The following is a 15,573-nucleotide window of genomic DNA, read 5'->3' as shown; positions in this document are numbered from 1 at the left end:
CAGCGCGCAGGTGCTGCCCGGCTCACCCCGGCAGCACCTGCGAGTGCTTGACCGTGCCGAAGGCGAAGCTCGATTCCAGCGAGGCGATGCAGGGGATCTTGTGGATCCGCCGGCGCATGAAGCTCTCGTAGTCGGCGAGCGAGGCGACCACCACCTTGAGCAGATAGTCGCGGTCGCCGGCGAGCAGGTAGCAATCCATGATCTCCTCGATGCCGGCCACCGCCTGCTCGAAGGTCGTCACCGTTTCCTGGGTGTGCGGCGTCAGCTTCACCTGCAGGAACACGGTGACGGGAAGCCCGTAGGCCTGCGGGTCGACCACCGCCGCATAGCCGGAAATGATGCCGGCCTTTTCCAGGTTGCGCACCCGCCGCAGGCAGGGCGAGGGCGACAGGCCCACCCTTTCCGATAGCTGCTGATTGGTCAGGCGCCCGTCCTGCTGCAACTCGCGCAGGATGCGGCGGTCGATATCGTCCATCTTCAGGCCTCATTGTTGGCAGAACCTGCCAATCTGAACAGATCGAGGGGCAAACTACGCCAGAAATCACCTCTCGCGAAACCCTAGACTGCCCTCAGCGGTTCGGGAGAGGAACGGGCGGGATTGCCCGCGCTCTCGCCGCCCGCACCCGGTAGAGGAGCCTTCGCCATGACCCGCAGCAACCGTCCGCTCAGCTTTGCCACCCGCGCCATCCATCACGGCTACGACCCGCTCGCCAATGAGGGCGCGCTGACCCCGCCGGTGCACCTGACCTCGACCTTCGCCTTCGAGACGGCGGAAGCCGGCGGCGAGATGTTCGCCGGCGAGCGGGCGGGCCATGTCTACAGCCGTCTCTCCAACCCGACGCTGGCGCTGCTGGAAGACCGGATGGCGGTGCTGGAAGGCGGCGAGGCGGCCATCGCCTTCGCCTCCGGCATGGGCGCGATCACCGCGGTGATGTGGACCTTTCTCGCGCCGGGCGACGAGATCCTCGTCGACCGGACGCTCTATGGCTGCACCTTCGCCTTCTTCCGCCACGGGCTGGCGAAGTTCGGCATCACCGTCACCCATGTCGACATGCGCGATCCCAAGAACGTTGCGGCGGCGATCTCGCCGCGCACCCGCATCGTCTATTTCGAGACGCCGGCCAATCCGAACATGCGCCTCGTCGACATCGCCGCCGTCTCGGGAATCGCCCGCGCGGCCGGCGCCCGCACCGTGGTCGACAACACCTATGCGACGCCGGTGCTGACCCGGCCGCTGGAACTGGGCGCCGACATCGTCGTCCATTCGGCCACCAAATATCTCGGCGGCCATGGCGACCTGATCGCCGGCATTGCGGCCGGCTCGGCCGAGGACATGCTCCAGGTCCGCCTCGTCGGGCTGAAGGACATGACCGGCGCGGTGATGGCGCCGCTCACCGCGCATCTGATCATGCGCGGGCTGAAGACGCTGGAACTGCGGATGGAGCGCCACTGCGCCAGCGCGCAGGCCGCTGCCCGGCTGCTGGAGGACCACCCGGCGGTTGCGACCGTCCACTATCCGGGCCTGCCGAGCTTTGCCCAGCATGGGCTGGCCGTGCGGCAGATGCCGGGCTTCGGCGGCATGATCGCTTTCGAGCTGGTCGGCGGCATGGGGGCCGGCATCGAATTCCTCAACGCGCTGGCGCTCGCTCGCCGCGCCGTCAGCCTCGGCGATGCCGAAACGCTGGTCCAGCACCCGGCGAGCATGACGCATTCGACCTACACCCCTGAGGAGCGACAGGAGCACGACATTTCCGACGGGCTGATCCGCCTGTCGGTCGGGCTGGAGACGCCGGAAGACATTCTCGCCGACCTTGCCCAGGCGCTCGACAAGGTCTGGCGCGTCGCCGCCTGAGCGGGCGATTCCGAACGGCGAAGCTCCGGCGGCGCGAGGCTCCGGCGGGGCGGGTAATTTTGCATCGCTTTCGGCCCGCCAGGGATCGATTTCGGAAAGATTTTGGCGCAAAAAAGAAAAAAGCGAACAAAATTCGCCGAATGCCGCCCTTATGGTTGGCGTCCCTGCGGCACGACGCGCGCGAAGGCAAAGGCAGTGATGGACAGCACCCGCAAGGCCGAATTGAAGGCCATCGAGAAGAAACTCCTGTGGCTCGCCTGCTGGACGATCCACAACGCCAACCACGTGCGGGAAAAGGGCGACGGCATGAAGGTCGGCGGCCATCAGGCCTCCTGCGCCTCGATGGTGTCGATCATGACGGCGCTTTATTTCGACTGCCTGCGCCCGCAGGACCGGGTGGCGGTGAAGCCGCATGCCTCGCCCGTCTTCCATGCCATGCAGTATCTGGCCGGCAATCAGACGCGCGAGAAGCTGGAGGCCTTCCGCGCCTATGGCGGCGCGCAGTCCTATCCCAGCCGCACCAAGGACATCGACGACGTCGATTTCTCCACCGGCTCGGTCGGCCTCGGCGTTGCGATCACCGCGTTTTCCTCGATGATCCAGGACTATCTCGCCGCCAAGCCCTGGGCCGCCAAGCGCCCCGAGGGGCGGATGATCGCGCTGGTCGGCGATGCCGAACTCGACGAGGGCAATATCTACGAGGCGCTGCAGGAAGGCTGGAAGCACGGCCTGCGCAACACCTGGTGGATCATCGACTACAACCGCCAGAGCCTCGACGGCGTCGTCCGCGAGGGCCTGGCCGGGCGGATCGAGGCGATCTTCGGCGCCTTCGGCTGGGACGTGGTGCGGCTCAAATACGGCGCGCGGCAAAAGGCCGCCTTCGCCGAGCCGGGGGGCGAGGCTCTGCGCGCCTGGATCGACGGCTGCCCCAACGCGCTCTACTCGGCGCTCGCCTTCCAGGGGGGCGCTGCCTGGCGCAAGCGCCTGCTCGACGATATCGGCGACCAGGGCGATGCGACGGCCCTGATCGAGCGGCGCAGCGACGCCGAGCTGCAGGAGCTGATGACCAATCTCGGCGGCCATTGCCTCGAGACCTTGAGCGAGACCTTTGCCGAACAGGCGCGCCACGACCGGCCGACCGCCTTCGTCGCCTATACGATCAAGGGCTGGAACACCCCGCTCGCCGGCCACAAGGACAACCATGCCGGCCTGATGACGCCTGGCCAGATGGACGAGTTCCGCGCCGCCATGCAGGTGCGCGAGGGGCACGAATGGGACCTTGCCGAGGGGCTCGAGATGGACGCGGCGGCGCTGCGCCAGGCGGTGCTGTCGACGCCGTTCTTCGCCGCCGGCCGCCGTCGCCATCATGCCGAGCCGGTGGCGACCACCGGCCCTGTCGCGCTCGACGACAAGGTGCTGTCGACCCAGGCCGGCTTCGGCAAGATCCTCGACCAGATCGCCCGCTCCGACAGCAAGCTTGCCGAGCGCATCGTCACCACCTCGCCGGACGTCACCGTCTCCACCAATCTCGGCCCCTGGGTGAACCGGCGCGGCCTGTTCGCCCGCGACGCACTGGCCGACACGTTCCGCGACGAGCGGATCCCGTCCGCGCAGAAATGGGCGTTCTCGCCCGACGGCCAGCATATCGAGCTGGGCATCGCCGAGATGAACCTGTTCCTGCTGCTGGGCGCGGCCGGCCTGTCGCATTCGCTGTTCGGCGAGCGGCTGATCCCGGTCGGCACGCTCTACGATCCGTTCATCTCGCGCGGTCTCGATGCGCTGAACTATGCCTGCTATCAGGATGCCCGCTTCCTGCTGGTGGCGACGCCCTCGGGCGTGACGCTGGCGCCGGAGGGCGGCGCGCACCAGTCGGTCGCCACCCCGCTGATCGGCATGAGCCAGGACGGGCTCGCCTCGTTCGAGCCGGCCTGGCTGGACGAGTTGTCGCTGATCATGGACTGGAGCTTCGACTACCTGCAGCGCGACGGCGAGGCGGTGCATGACGAGCGCACCTGGCTGCGCGACGAGACCGGCGGCTCGGTCTATCTGCGCCTGTCGACAAGGGCGCTGGAACAGCCGATGCAGCGCAAGGACGAGCGCTTTCGCCGCGGCGTCATCGACGGCGCCTACTGGCTGCGCGAGCCGGGGCCGAATTGCGAGGTGGTGATCGCCTATCAGGGCGCGGTGGCGCCGGAGGCGATCGAGGCGGCCGGCCGCATCGGCGGCGACCGCCGCGACATCGGCGTGCTGGCGGTGACCTCCGCCGACCGGCTCAACGCCGGCTGGCACGCGGCGATGCGCATGCGCAAGCGCGGCCATCGCGGCGCCATGAGCCATATCGAGCGGCTGCTGTCGCCGCTGCCGGCGCATTGCACGATGATCACGGTGATCGACGGCCATCCGGCGACGCTCGCCTGGCTCGGCTCGGTCTGCGGCCACCGCACGGCGGCGCTGGGCGTCGAGCATTTCGGCCAGACCGGCACCGTCGCCGACCTCTACCACCACTTCGGCATCGATGCGGACGCCATCGTCGCGGCGGCCTCGGAACTGGCGCCGGGGCGCCCGGTGCGGCTGGTCAATCCGCTCTGAGGCGCGCGCGTCCTGCGCCGATTTTCCTGTTGCCTGCAAGGCGCCTGTAGCGGGCGGGGGATTTGCATTCCCCGCCCGCCTGCTTACATAGGCAGACCGGAGGGGGCAGACCGGAGGGGTGCTGCGCGTTGCGTGCCCCGCGCCCCGAACGACCTGGCAGGAGACGACAGCGCATGCAGGCACAGCACGATCCCACGGGCTGGCACGGCACCACCATCCTCAGCGTCCGCAAGGGCGGCAAGGTGGTGATCGCCGGCGACGGGCAGGTCTCCCTCGGCCAGACCGTGATCAAGCACACGGCGCGCAAGGTGCGCCCGCTCGCCAAGGGCGAGGTGATCGCCGGCTTCGCCGGGGCCACCGCCGACGCCTTCACCCTGTTCGAGCGGCTGGAGGCCAAGCTGGAGCAGTATCCGGGCCAGTTGATGCGCGCCTGCGTCGAGCTCGCCAAGGACTGGCGCACCGACCGCTACCTGCGCCGCCTCGAGGCGATGATGCTGGTGGCCGACAAGTCGGTGTCGCTGGTGCTGACCGGAACCGGCGACGTGCTGGAGCCGGAAGGCGGCGTCATGGGCATTGGCTCGGGCGGCAACTACGCGCTGGCCGCCGCCCGCGCGCTCGCGGATTCGGATCTCGATGCTGAGACCATCGCCCGCCGGGCTATGGCGATCGCTGCCGAGATCTGCGTCTACACCAACGGCAACCTCACCATCGAGACGCTGGATGCCGATTGACCCGCAGCGCATCGGCTTCCGGCCGGTCACAACGGCCGACCTGCCGCTGCTGGCGCGGTGGCTGGAGACCCCGCACTGGCGCCAGTGGTGGGACGAACCGGAGACCGAGCTGGCGCAGATCCGAGACATGGTCGAGGGGCGGGACACGACCGAGCCTTACCTCTTCACGCTGGATGGCCGCGACACCGGTTATATCCAGCTCTGGCGCGTGGCCGACAACCGGGCGCCGGACCTCGTCGCCGACCATCCCTGGCTGGCCGAACTGCCGGCCGAGGCGGTCGGCGTCGACCTGTCTATCGGCCGCGAGGAGGATCTGTCGCGCGGCATCGGCACGGCGGCGCTGACCGCCTTCGTCGCGCAGCTTCGTGCAAGGGGCCACCAGCGGATCGTCATCGATCCGGACGCGGACAACGGCCGCGCCTGCCGCGCCTATGAGAAGGCGGGGTTTCGCCCGCTTGCGCATCTTGCCGGCCGCACCGGCGGAGCGCTGATCATGGAACACGTGGCCGATGCCGGGGAGGCGCATCCATGACGGGGCGGCACCGCGCCCGCCCGACTCGGTCCGGCCTTGATCGGTCCGGCCCGGATCGTTTCGCCCGCCGACTGAGTTTCATCGAGAGAAAGACACGGCCATGACCACTTTGTCCCCCCGCGAGATCGTCTCCGAGCTGGACCGCTACATCGTCGGCCAGAAGGACGCCAAGCGTGCCGTCGCCATCGCCCTGCGCAACCGCTGGCGCCGCCAGCAACTTGACGACAGCCTCCGCGAGGAGGTGATGCCGAAGAACATCCTGATGATCGGCCCGACCGGCGTCGGCAAGACGGAGATCTCCCGCCGGCTCGCCAAGCTGGCCAATGCGCCCTTCGTCAAGGTCGAGGCGACCAAGTTCACGGAAGTCGGCTATGTCGGCCGCGACGTGGAACAGATCGTCCGCGACCTGGTCGAGGCCGGCATCGCCCTGGTGCGCGCCGCCAAGCGCAAGGCGGTCGAGGCCAAGGCACATCTGCAGGCCGAGGAGCGGGTGCTGGAGGCGCTGGTCGGCAAGGGCGCGAGCCCGGCGACCAAGGATAGTTTCCGCAAGAAGCTGCGCTCCGGCGAGCTCGACGACAAGGAGATCGAGATCCAGGTGCGGGCCGCCCCGCAGATGCCGAGCTTCGAGATGCCCGGCATGCCCGGCGCCAGCGTCGGCGTGATGAACCTGTCCGACATGCTCGGCAAGGCCTTCGGCGGCCAGACCAAGCCGCGCCGGATCAATGTGCGCGACAGCTACCAGATCCTGATCGAGCAGGAGGCCGATGCGCTGCTCGACGAGGACAAGGTGGTGGAGGAGGCAGTCCATCTGGTGGAGAATGCCGGCATCGTCTTCCTGGATGAGATCGACAAGATCTGCGCGCGCGGCGAGCGCATGGGCGGCGACGTCTCGCGCGAGGGCGTGCAGCGCGACCTGCTGCCATTGATCGAGGGCACGGTGGTCGCCACCAAGCACGGGCCGGTCAAGACCGACCACATCCTGTTCATCGCCTCCGGCGCCTTCCATGTCGCCAAGCCGTCCGATCTTCTGCCGGAGCTGCAGGGCCGCCTGCCGATCCGCGTCGAGCTGAAGGCGCTGACCAGGGACGATTTCCGCGCCATCCTGACCGACACGGAAGTGAGCCTGATCAAGCAATATGTCGCCCTGCTGGCGACCGAGGAGGTGGAGCTGACCTTCACGGACGACGCCATCGACGAGATCGCCTCCATCGCCGTCGACCTCAACGCCACGATCGAGAATATCGGCGCCCGGCGGCTGCAGACGGTGATGGAGCGGATCCTCGACGAAGTGTCCTTCGTCGCGCCCGACATGACGGATCGCCAGGTGACGATCGACGCCGCCTATGTGCGCGAGAATATCGGCGAGCTTGCCAAGAATGTCGATCTGTCGAGGTTCATCCTGTGATCCCCGGCAAGATGTCCCCCGCGACCGCATGGCGCTTGCCGCGCCCCGGCGGCAATGGCAGCATGCGCCCATGGTAGCGATCCGCAAGAGTTTCGAGGAAGGCCACAGGCGCAAGTTTCTCGTCGTCGTCGATGACACGGCGGAATGCGATCGGGCCATCGTCTATGCCGCCAAGCGTGCCGAACGCACCGGCGGTGTCGCTACGTTGCTCTATGTGATCGCGCCGGGCGACTTCCAGCACTGGATCGGCGTCGAGGACATCATGCGCGCCGAAGCCCGCGAGGAGGCCGATGCTTGCCTTGCCCGGGCGGCGGACCGGGTGCGGGCGGTGGCGCGCACCACGCCGGAACTGGTGGTGCGCGAGGGCAACCGCTCCGACGAGATCCTGCAACTGATCGAGGAGGATGCCGACATCGCCATCTTGGTGCTGGCGGCCGGCAGCGGCTCGGAAGGGCCGGGCCCGCTCGTCACCGCGATCGCGGGCAAGGGGGCCGGCAGCTTTCCTATCCCGGTGACCATCGTGCCCGGCACGCTCGACGACGAATCGATCGCCGCGCTCGCCTGAGCCCGACAAAAGCACAGACTGGAACCATTCCAATCTGGAAACCTGCGCCCCGGCGCTGTATATTAGGGTCAAGACCGGTGGCCGCGCGCCAAAGGGCCGCGCCCGCGAGGGCATGCCAGGGCCCGCCAGGACAAGGAAGACCGACATGTTCATTCAGACCGAGGCGACGCCGAACCCGGCGACCCTCAAGTTCCTCCCCGGCCGGATCGTGGTGTCGGAAGGCACCATGGACTTCCGCAAGAGCGAAGACGCCGGCACCTCGCCGCTGGCGCAGAAGCTGTTCCAGGTGGACGGCGTCGAAGGCATCTTCTTCGGCCACGACTTCATCTCGGTGACCAAGGGCGATGTCGACTGGCAGCATATCAAGCCGGCGATCCTCGGCGCGATCATGGAGCATTTCCTGTCCGGCGCCCCGGTGATGGCCAGCGAGATGGCCGAGGAAAGCGAGGACGAGTTCTTCGAGGCGGGCGACGAGGAGACTGTCGACACGATCAAGGAACTGATCGAGACGCGGGTGCGCCCGGCGGTGGCGCAGGACGGTGGCGACATCACCTTCCGCGGCTTCCGCGACGGGATCGTCTATCTGTCGATGCGCGGCGCCTGCTCGGGCTGCCCGTCCTCCACCGCGACGCTGAAGCACGGCATCCAGAACCTGCTGCGGCACTTCGTCCCGGAAGTCGAGGAAGTGCGCGCCATCTGATCCGGCATGCCGGCAGACGACGGGCGGCCCGGCCAGGAAACGGCCGGGCCGCCCTCGCTTTTGGGCGCGTCTGCCGGGAGCCGTCCCGCCCGTCGCCGCCACCGCGTCCGGGTGGGCGGGCGCTATTAGCAATTGGTCTTGTCGACTTCTCCCACCGCGACCGGTTTAGTCATCTCATGCGCCTGCTCGCCATCGATACCGCGCTCGACGCCTGCTCTGTCGCCGTCCATGACGGCGGCGGCGGCATGGCGCGCCTGACCTCGGCCTGCGAGGTGCTGGGGCGCGGCCATGCGGAACGGCTGATGGGCATGATCGCCGATGTGATGGTGGAGGCGAGCCTGCCCTTCGCCGCGCTCGACCGGATCGCGGTGACGGTCGGGCCGGGCTCCTTCACCGGGCTCCGGGTCGGCCTGTCGGCGGCGCGCGGCATCGCCCTCGTGGTCGGCGCGCCGGCGGTCGGCATCGGCACCTTGGCGGCGCTTGCCGCCGGGATCGCGGCGGACGAGCCGGTCCGCGCCGTGCTGGCGGCCAAGGGCGGCGAGATCTATGCACAGGGCTTTGCCGCCGACGGGACGCCGCTCGAGGCGCCGCGAGCGGTCGATGCCGCAGCCTATGGCGCGGCTCTGCCCTCGGGGGCAGCTCTTTACGGGAGCGGCGCGGCGAAGTTGGTCGCGGCGAGCGGGCGCGAGGATCTCAGGATCCTCGGCGAGGCCGCCTGGCCGGACATTGTCGACGTCGCCCGCCTCGGCGCTGTCGCCGAGATCGGCAGCCATCCGCCCGAGCCGCTCTACCTGCGCCCGCCCGACGCGGCACCGGCGCGGCGCGACCTGCGGTTGCTGGCATGAGCCCCTGGTGGTTCCTGCCCGAGCCGCCGGTGGTGGAGGAGGCGACCCCGGCGGACTACGCTGTGCTGGCCGAGATCCACGAGCGTTCCTTCCCCAGCGGCTGGAGCGAGGACGATTTGGCCGCGCTCGCCCGCCAGCCCGGCGTCACCATCCTGCAGGCCCGCCGCTCCAGCCTGTTCGGCAGCCGCTCGATCCTCGGTTTCGTCATCCTGCGCGTTGCCGCCGACGAGGCGGAGGTGCTGACCATCGCCGTCGATCCGCGCCAGCGCCAGCGCGGCGTCGGCGGCCTGCTGATGCGCAGCGCCCTGTCCCGGCTCTATGCCGAGCGGGTGGCCTCGCTGTTCCTCGAGGTCGATGCCGCCAACGCGCCGGCGCTGGCGCTCTACCGCCGTCTCGGCTTCCGCAAGGTTGGCGAGCGGCGCGGCTATTATCGCGACAGCGCGGGCGATGGCGGTGCGCTTGTCATGCGGGTCGATCTGGCGTAATCGGCTTGGCGGTGGTGCGACGGCCCGCAAGCCGGCCGGCGTACCGGTCGATGGGTGCGAGCCGAGGTGCGAGCCGGGGCGCGAGAAGGAGAGGCGAGATGACCGATTCCGGCAGCCGCAAGGGCGCCGAGACCGCGGCCGACGAAGCGTCCGCCTCGCTGGAGGAGCAGTGCGTCGCCAAGGGCATGCGCATGACCGAGCAGCGGCGCATCATCGCCCGGGTCATCGAAGGCGCCAGCGACCATCCGGACGTCGAGGAACTCTACCGCCGGGCGGTGGAGAACGACCCGCGCATCTCCATTTCCACGGTCTATCGCACGGTCAAGCTGTTCGAGGATGCCGGCATCATCGAGCGCCACGATTTCCGCGACGGACGCGCCCGCTACGAGACCGTGCCGGAAGAGCATCACGACCATCTGATTGACCTGAAGAGCGGCACCGTCATCGAGTTCCGCAACGAGGAGATCGAGCGGCTGCAGGAGGCCATCGCTCGCAAGCTCGGCTACCGGCTGGTCGACCACCGGCTGGAGCTTTACGGCGTGCCGCTGCCGCCACAGGACCGGGACTGATCCGATGAGGCGCCTGCGCGTCGCGACGGTGCTGGCGACCCTGACGGTGGTGACGCTGCCGCTGATCCCGGTGCAGTGGGTGGCGCTGCGCCTGAAGGGCGGGCTGAAGCGCTCGCTCCCCGTCGTCTGGCACCGCATCGCCTGCCGCACCGTCGGCATCCGCGTGCGCGAGATCGGCCGGCCGGCGCGCGAGCGCCCGCTGCTGATCGTCGCCAATCACGTCTCCTGGCTCGACATCACCGTGCTCGGCAGCCGCATGCCGCTGTCCTTCGTCGCCAAGACCGAGGTCGCCTCCTGGCCGGTCTTCGGGCTTTTCGCCAAGCTGCAGCGCTCGGTCTTCGTCGACCGCCAGCGGCGCAGCGCGACCGGGCGCACCGCCGAGGAGCTGGGCACCCGCCTTGCCTCGGGCGATGCCATGGTGCTGTTCGCGGAAGGCACGTCGAACAGCGGCAACGAGGTGCTGCCGTTCCGCTCCGCCCTGATCGGCGCCGCCCGCCATGCGCTGGCCGGCGACGAGGGGGAAATGTGGATCCAGCCGCTGGCGCTTGCCTATACCCATCTGCACGGCCTGCCGATGGGACGGCAGTTCCGTCCGCATGTCGCCTGGTATGGCGACATGGAGATGGGGCCGCATTTCATGAATGTCGTGCGCCAGGGCGCGATCGATGTCGCCGTGGTCTGGGGCGAGCCGGTGCGGGTGACGCCGGACATCGACCGCAAGACCCTAACGCGGCTGCTGGAAGACGAGGTGCGCCGGCTTGCCGGCCATGTGCGGGCGGGCTATCCGCCGGCGGGACCGGGTGTCCCGGATGCGCCGGCTATTCTCAACGCGCCCGAAAACGGCTAAAGCAGGCCCCATCGGCGAGCGGCCGGGCGGCAGACGGCGCGGCAGGACCCGCGCGGAGACAGGATGAGCGAAGAGATCACCAACACCCCGGCAGGGGACGGCACCGTCAGCGATCCGGTGGCGAGCCACGCCGCCGGCACGGCGCCGGCGCGCCGGGTCTTCGTCAAGACCTATGGCTGCCAGATGAATGTCTATGACAGCGAGCGGATGACCGACGCCTTGGTGCCGCAGGGCTACAGCGCCACCGAGACGCTCGAGGATGCCGACCTGATCATCCTCAACACCTGCCATATCCGCGAGAAGGCGGCGGAGAAGGTCTATTCGGAGCTCGGCCGGCTGCGCAAGCTGAAGGCCGCGCGCGCCGAGCAGGGCCGCGAGACGATGATCGGCGTCGCCGGCTGTGTCGCCCAGGCAGAGGGCGAGGAGATCGCCCGCCGCGCGCCCGTCGTCGACCTGGTCTTCGGGCCGCAGACCTATCACCGGCTGCCGGAACTGGTCAGCCGCGCGGCGGCCGGCGAGAGCGTCGTCGAGACCGAGTTTGAGATCGAGGAAAAGTTCCGCCACCTGTCGAAGCCGCAGGCGGCGGGCGAGGCGAAGACATCGGGACGGCCGCGCAGCTACACCGCCTTCCTGACGGTGCAGGAGGGCTGCGACAAGTTCTGCACCTTCTGCGTCGTGCCCTATACGCGCGGCGCGGAAGTCTCCCGCGATGTCGCGCAGATCGTCGCCGAGGCCGAGCGGCTGGCCGCGCGCGGCATCCGCGAGGTCACCCTGCTCGGCCAGAACGTCAATGCCTGGCACGGCGCGGGGCCGGATGGCTCCGCCTGGGGCCTCGGCCGGTTGCTGGAGCGGCTGGCGCGCATCGACGGGCTGGACCGGCTGCGCTACACCACCAGCCATCCGCGCGACATGGACGACGCGCTGATCGCCGCCCATCGCGACCTGCCGCAGGTGATGCCCTATCTGCACCTGCCGGTGCAGTCGGGCTCCGACCGCATCCTCAAGGCGATGAACCGCAAGCACACGCGCGCCGACTATCTCCGCCTGATCGAGCGCATCCGCGCCGCCCAGCCGGATCTCGCCCTCTCTTGCGATTTCATCGTCGGCTTTCCCGGAGAGACCGACGCCGATTTCCGCGACACGATGGCGCTGATCGAGGAGGTCGGCTACGCCTCGGCCTTCTCCTTCAAATACAGCCCCCGTCCCGGCACGCCGGGCGCCACCATGGCGGGTCATGTGCCCGAAGAGGTCATGACCGCCCGGCTGCTGGAGCTGCAGGACCTGGTGGCGCGCCAACAGAAGGCCTTCAACGCGAGCCTCGTCGGGCGCACCTGCGAGGTCCTGGTGGAAAAGCCCGGCCGCAATGCCGGACAGCTCAACGGCCGCTCGCCCTGGCTGCAGCCGGTGCAGTTCGATGCGGATGCGAGCCTGATCGGCGAGATCGTGCCGGTGGAAATCGTCGCAACCGGCGCGAATTCCCTGTTCGCGCGTCTTGCGCCGGGGCACAATAGCGGCGAGGCAACGCCCTTGCGGGCTCGGGCGTGAGGCCCGCGCCGGGGGTTTCAGGAGGCAGGATGCCAGGAGAAGCCGCTTGAACGGCGCCAGCCGGACGCCCGGCCGGGGAGGGTACCGCGCCGCGGTCCCCGCTTCGGACATGACCCATGTGGTTCTGGCCTTCGACGACAATAGGCTTGTCGGCGACCTTTTCGGCCAGTTCGACCAGAATCTCGCGCTTATCGAGCAGCGCCTCGGCGTCGATGCGGTGGCGCGCGGCAATCAGGTGATCATCAAGGGACGGCACGGCGGCTGCGAGCAGGCGCGCCGGGCGCTCGAATCGCTCTATGCCCGCCTGCAGCAGGGCTATGAACTGCACCCTGGCGACGTGGAAGGGGCCTTGCGCATGGCGGCGGCCGAAGAGGCGCAACTCGACCTGCCGGCCATCGAGCCGCGCTCGCACCTGAGCTATGCGCAGGTCTCGACCCGCCGCAAGACGGTGCTCGCCCGCACCCCGGCGCAGGATGCCTATATCCGCGCCATGGACCGGGCCGATCTCACCTTCGGCGTCGGCCCGGCCGGCACCGGCAAGACCTTCCTCGCCGTTGCCTATGCGGCGGCGCTGCTGGAGCGCGGCGACGTCGCCCGGCTGATCCTGTCGCGCCCGGCGGTGGAGGCGGGCGAGCGGCTCGGCTTCCTGCCCGGCGACATGAAGGAGAAGGTCGATCCCTATCTGCGCCCGCTCTACGACGCGCTCTACGAGATGATGCCGGCGGAAAAGGTCGAGCGCGGTCTGCAGTCCGGCATGATCGAGGTGGCGCCGCTCGCCTTCATGCGCGGCCGCACCCTGTCCAATGCGGTGGTGATCCTGGACGAGGCCCAGAACACCACCACCATGCAGATGAAGATGTTCCTGACCCGCCTTGGCGAGAACTCGCGGATGATCGTCACCGGCGATCCGACCCAGGTCGACCTGCCGCCGGGCCAGAAGTCGGGCCTGCGCGAGGCGCTGGCGCTGCTGGAGGGCGTCGAGGGCGTGGCGCAGGTGCGTTTCACCGAGGTCGACGTGGTGCGCCACGAGCTCGTCGCCCGCATCGTCCGCGCCTATGACGAGGCCGGCCGCGAGGCCAGTGCCGAGCGCGACGCGGCGGAGGCCGCCGCCGAGGCGGCGCGGCGCGCGCCGCGGCGGGGACCGGCCGCATGAGCGGTTTCTCGGGCGTCCTGCCGGAGATCGATGTCGCGGTGGAGGCCGAGGGCTGGCCCGCGCCGGCGGAGCTCGAGGCCCTCGTCGCACGGGTCGTCGGCATCGCCTGCGCCGAGGCCGGGCTGGAGCTTGTCGAGGGGGCGGAACTGTCCGTCGTCTTCGCCGACGATGCCCGCGTGCGCGAGCTCAACCGCGACTGGCGCGACAAGGATGCGCCGACCAACGTGCTGTCCTTCCCCGGCGGCGACGAGGACGAGCCGCCCTTCGGGCCGCTGCTCGGCGACATCATCCTCGCCCGCGAGACGGTGGTGCGGGAGGCGCAGGCGCTGGAAATCGCCTTTTCCGACCATGTGACGCATCTTGTTGCGCACGGATTCCTTCACCTTTTCGGCTATGATCACCAAATGGAGGACGAGGCCGAGGAGATGGAAGCTCTGGAGCGGCGGATTCTTGCCGTTCTGGGCATTGCCGACCCCTACCGGGACCCGCCTGCGGCCGGACATGACACGGAGAGCGAGACGCCTGCCTGAGCGGGCGTGAAACCGATATGAACGATACAGAGGTCCGAAGTACGACCGACACTCCGGCGTCGCCTGGCGCGGCCGCCGGAGCGGCGGCGGAAGCCGCCCAGACCGACGGCGAACCGCAGCGATCGCTGCGCAGCGTGTGGTCCGATGCCCTGAAACGATTGGCCGGCCTGCGCCGGCCGGGCAACGGTGCGGGCACGCTGCGCCAGAATCTCCAGGACGAACTGGCCCGCGAGGCCGACGACAGCGCCAGCTTCACGCCGGAAGAGCGCATCCTCCTGTCCAACATCCTGCGCCTGCGCGAGGTGCGGGTGGAGGACGTCATGGTGCCGCGCGCCGATATCGACGCGGTCGAGGACAGCGTCTCCGTCGCCCGGCTGATGGACGTGTTCCGCGAGAGCGGCCATTCGCGCATGCCGGTCTACCACGACGGGTTGGACGATCCGCGCGGCATGGTTCACATCAAGGACCTGATGGCCTTTTTCGCCGGCCGCGCGATGCCGGAAGACCGGCGCGACGGCGAGGCCGGCGCCGTCAGCAACGAGCCGCAGGGCTTCGACCTGACCCGCATCGATCTCTCCCTGCCGCTGGCGGAGGCCAACCTGATCCGCCCCGTCCTCTTCGTGCCGCCGTCCATGCCGGCGACCGACCTGATGGCGAAGATGCAGGCGGACCGGGTGCAGATGGCGCTGGTGATCGACGAATATGGCGGCACCGAAGGCCTGGTCTCGCTGGAAGACATCGTCGAGACCGTCGTCGGCGACATCGAGGACGAGCACGACGAGGACGAGGAGGCGATGATCCAGAAGGTCGCCGACGGCGTCTGGGTGGCCGATCCGCGGGTGCCGATCGAGGAGGTCGAGGAGGCGCTGGGCACCGGCTTCCAGCTCGGCGATCTCGCCGAGGAGGTCGACACGCTGGGCGGGCTGGTTTTCACCCTGGTCGGCCGGGTGCCGGTGCGCGGCGAGTTGCTCACCGCCCGCGCGCTTCCCGGCTACGAGTTCGAGGTGCTCGATGCCGATCCGCGGCGGATCAAGCGGCTGCGGATCCGGGCGCGGCGTCCCGAGGCACGCCATGCGGAGACGCGGCGGCGGCTGCGCCGGCCGGATCGGCCGGGCTAGTTGGGTGAATTCGCATTCGCTTCTGGCTTGCGGCCGCCCTTGACCGGCGTCGGGGCGCCGGGAATGGTCTGGTGAGGGGCTGGTGATTCGCCCCCACCGGCGCATTC

Annotated in this window: 16 protein-coding genes; 15 read left to right on the top strand and 1 reads right to left on the bottom strand. The window is 69.2% G+C overall.

The window, feature by feature from the left end; all coding sequences use genetic code 11:
• Positions 1–22: 22 nt before the first annotated feature.
• On the bottom strand, positions 23–475 hold the full coding sequence (locus TSB10GB4_RS08875; protein WP_186388560.1) for an Lrp/AsnC family transcriptional regulator: 453 nt from the start codon (positions 473–475) through the stop codon (positions 23–25).
• Positions 476–643: 168 nt separating this feature from the next.
• On the opposite strand from TSB10GB4_RS08875, the gene TSB10GB4_RS08870 reads away from it, so the two are divergent.
• From TSB10GB4_RS08870 to TSB10GB4_RS08800, 15 genes are all read left to right on the top strand, one after another.
• Positions 644–1,852: a methionine gamma-lyase gene (locus TSB10GB4_RS08870; RefSeq protein ID WP_186395443.1), complete on the top strand. Its 1,209-nt coding sequence runs from the start codon at positions 644–646 to the stop codon at positions 1,850–1,852.
• Between the two features lie 198 nt (positions 1,853–2,050).
• On the top strand, positions 2,051–4,441 hold the full coding sequence (locus TSB10GB4_RS08865) for a 1-deoxy-D-xylulose-5-phosphate synthase N-terminal domain-containing protein (protein ID WP_186395472.1): 2,391 nt from the start codon (positions 2,051–2,053) through the stop codon (positions 4,439–4,441).
• A 173-nt stretch (positions 4,442–4,614) separates the two neighbouring features.
• Positions 4,615–5,172, top strand: coding sequence for an ATP-dependent protease subunit HslV (gene hslV, locus TSB10GB4_RS08860; RefSeq protein ID WP_186395442.1), 558 nt, complete (start codon positions 4,615–4,617; stop codon positions 5,170–5,172).
• The gene (locus tag TSB10GB4_RS08855; RefSeq protein WP_186395441.1) at positions 5,162–5,704 is read left to right on the top strand and encodes a GNAT family N-acetyltransferase; all 543 of its coding nucleotides are present in this window, start codon (positions 5,162–5,164) and stop codon (positions 5,702–5,704) included. Before hslV ends, TSB10GB4_RS08855 begins: the two co-directional genes overlap by 11 nt.
• Before the next feature lie 100 nt (positions 5,705–5,804).
• Positions 5,805–7,109, top strand: coding sequence for an ATP-dependent protease ATPase subunit HslU (gene hslU, locus TSB10GB4_RS08850; RefSeq protein WP_186395440.1), 1,305 nt, complete (start codon positions 5,805–5,807; stop codon positions 7,107–7,109).
• A gap of 70 nt (positions 7,110–7,179) precedes the next feature.
• Positions 7,180–7,674, top strand: coding sequence for a universal stress protein (locus TSB10GB4_RS08845; RefSeq protein WP_186388564.1), 495 nt, complete (start codon positions 7,180–7,182; stop codon positions 7,672–7,674).
• 145 nt (positions 7,675–7,819) lie between these two features.
• Complete coding sequence (locus tag TSB10GB4_RS08840; RefSeq protein ID WP_186388565.1) at positions 7,820–8,374, top strand: NifU family protein; 555 nt, start codon at positions 7,820–7,822, stop codon at positions 8,372–8,374.
• 176 nt (positions 8,375–8,550) lie between these two features.
• Positions 8,551–9,219, top strand: coding sequence for a tRNA (adenosine(37)-N6)-threonylcarbamoyltransferase complex dimerization subunit type 1 TsaB (gene tsaB, locus TSB10GB4_RS08835; protein WP_186395439.1), 669 nt, complete (start codon positions 8,551–8,553; stop codon positions 9,217–9,219).
• Positions 9,216–9,704 carry a ribosomal protein S18-alanine N-acetyltransferase gene (gene rimI / locus TSB10GB4_RS08830; RefSeq protein WP_186395438.1) on the top strand — a complete coding sequence of 163 codons (489 nt, stop codon included), beginning with the start codon at positions 9,216–9,218 and terminating at the stop codon, positions 9,702–9,704. The genes tsaB and rimI overlap by 4 nt, the downstream gene beginning before the upstream one ends.
• Before the next feature lie 98 nt (positions 9,705–9,802).
• On the top strand, positions 9,803–10,273 hold the full coding sequence (locus tag TSB10GB4_RS08825) for a Fur family transcriptional regulator (protein ID WP_186395437.1): 471 nt from the start codon (positions 9,803–9,805) through the stop codon (positions 10,271–10,273).
• Between the two features lie 4 nt (positions 10,274–10,277).
• Complete coding sequence (locus TSB10GB4_RS08820; protein ID WP_186395436.1) at positions 10,278–11,120, top strand: 1-acyl-sn-glycerol-3-phosphate acyltransferase; 843 nt, start codon at positions 10,278–10,280, stop codon at positions 11,118–11,120.
• Between the two features lie 63 nt (positions 11,121–11,183).
• On the top strand, positions 11,184–12,665 hold the full coding sequence (gene miaB, locus TSB10GB4_RS08815) for a tRNA (N6-isopentenyl adenosine(37)-C2)-methylthiotransferase MiaB (RefSeq protein ID WP_186395435.1): 1,482 nt from the start codon (positions 11,184–11,186) through the stop codon (positions 12,663–12,665).
• A gap of 109 nt (positions 12,666–12,774) precedes the next feature.
• Positions 12,775–13,818 carry a PhoH family protein gene (locus TSB10GB4_RS08810; protein ID WP_186388947.1) on the top strand — a complete coding sequence of 348 codons (1,044 nt, stop codon included), beginning with the start codon at positions 12,775–12,777 and terminating at the stop codon, positions 13,816–13,818.
• Entirely contained in the window at positions 13,815–14,348 is a 534-nt protein-coding gene (gene ybeY / locus TSB10GB4_RS08805; RefSeq protein WP_186395434.1) for an rRNA maturation RNase YbeY, read from the top strand. Before TSB10GB4_RS08810 ends, ybeY begins: the two co-directional genes overlap by 4 nt.
• 17 nt (positions 14,349–14,365) lie before the next feature.
• Positions 14,366–15,466: a hemolysin family protein gene (locus TSB10GB4_RS08800; protein ID WP_186395433.1), complete on the top strand. Its 1,101-nt coding sequence runs from the start codon at positions 14,366–14,368 to the stop codon at positions 15,464–15,466.
• Positions 15,467–15,573: the final 107 nt, after the last annotated feature.

Origin of the sequence: Stappia sp. TSB10GB4 (assembly GCF_900185745.1) — a bacterium.
GTDB lineage: Bacteria > Pseudomonadota > Alphaproteobacteria > Rhizobiales > Stappiaceae > Stappia.
Note: the sequence above shows the minus strand (reverse complement) of the source record. Positions and strands in the feature narration are given on the sequence as shown.

Bases quoted from the DNA above. Each gene is read 5' to 3' on its own strand.
- TSB10GB4_RS08820 (WP_186395436.1), top strand. From the start codon at position 10,278: ATGAGGCGCCTGCGCGTCGCGACGGTGCTGGCGACCCTGACGGTGGTG.
- ybeY (WP_186395434.1), top strand. From the start codon at position 13,815: ATGAGCGGTTTCTCGGGCGTCCTGCCGGAGATCGATGTCGCGGTGGAG.
- miaB (WP_186395435.1), top strand. From the start codon at position 11,184: ATGAGCGAAGAGATCACCAACACCCCGGCAGGGGACGGCACCGTCAGC.
- TSB10GB4_RS08875 (WP_186388560.1), bottom strand. From the start codon at position 475: ATGGACGATATCGACCGCCGCATCCTGCGCGAGTTGCAGCAGGACGGG.
- TSB10GB4_RS08825 (WP_186395437.1), top strand. From the start codon at position 9,803: ATGACCGATTCCGGCAGCCGCAAGGGCGCCGAGACCGCGGCCGACGAA.
- TSB10GB4_RS08800 (WP_186395433.1), top strand. From the start codon at position 14,366: ATGAACGATACAGAGGTCCGAAGTACGACCGACACTCCGGCGTCGCCT.
- rimI (WP_186395438.1), top strand. From the start codon at position 9,216: ATGAGCCCCTGGTGGTTCCTGCCCGAGCCGCCGGTGGTGGAGGAGGCG.
- hslV (WP_186395442.1), top strand. From the start codon at position 4,615: ATGCAGGCACAGCACGATCCCACGGGCTGGCACGGCACCACCATCCTC.
- TSB10GB4_RS08865 (WP_186395472.1), top strand. From the start codon at position 2,051: ATGGACAGCACCCGCAAGGCCGAATTGAAGGCCATCGAGAAGAAACTC.
- TSB10GB4_RS08840 (WP_186388565.1), top strand. From the start codon at position 7,820: ATGTTCATTCAGACCGAGGCGACGCCGAACCCGGCGACCCTCAAGTTC.
- TSB10GB4_RS08855 (WP_186395441.1), top strand. From the start codon at position 5,162: ATGCCGATTGACCCGCAGCGCATCGGCTTCCGGCCGGTCACAACGGCC.
- TSB10GB4_RS08870 (WP_186395443.1), top strand. From the start codon at position 644: ATGACCCGCAGCAACCGTCCGCTCAGCTTTGCCACCCGCGCCATCCAT.
- hslU (WP_186395440.1), top strand. From the start codon at position 5,805: ATGACCACTTTGTCCCCCCGCGAGATCGTCTCCGAGCTGGACCGCTAC.
- tsaB (WP_186395439.1), top strand. From the start codon at position 8,551: ATGCGCCTGCTCGCCATCGATACCGCGCTCGACGCCTGCTCTGTCGCC.
- TSB10GB4_RS08845 (WP_186388564.1), top strand. From the start codon at position 7,180: ATGGTAGCGATCCGCAAGAGTTTCGAGGAAGGCCACAGGCGCAAGTTT.
- TSB10GB4_RS08810 (WP_186388947.1), top strand. From the start codon at position 12,775: ATGACCCATGTGGTTCTGGCCTTCGACGACAATAGGCTTGTCGGCGAC.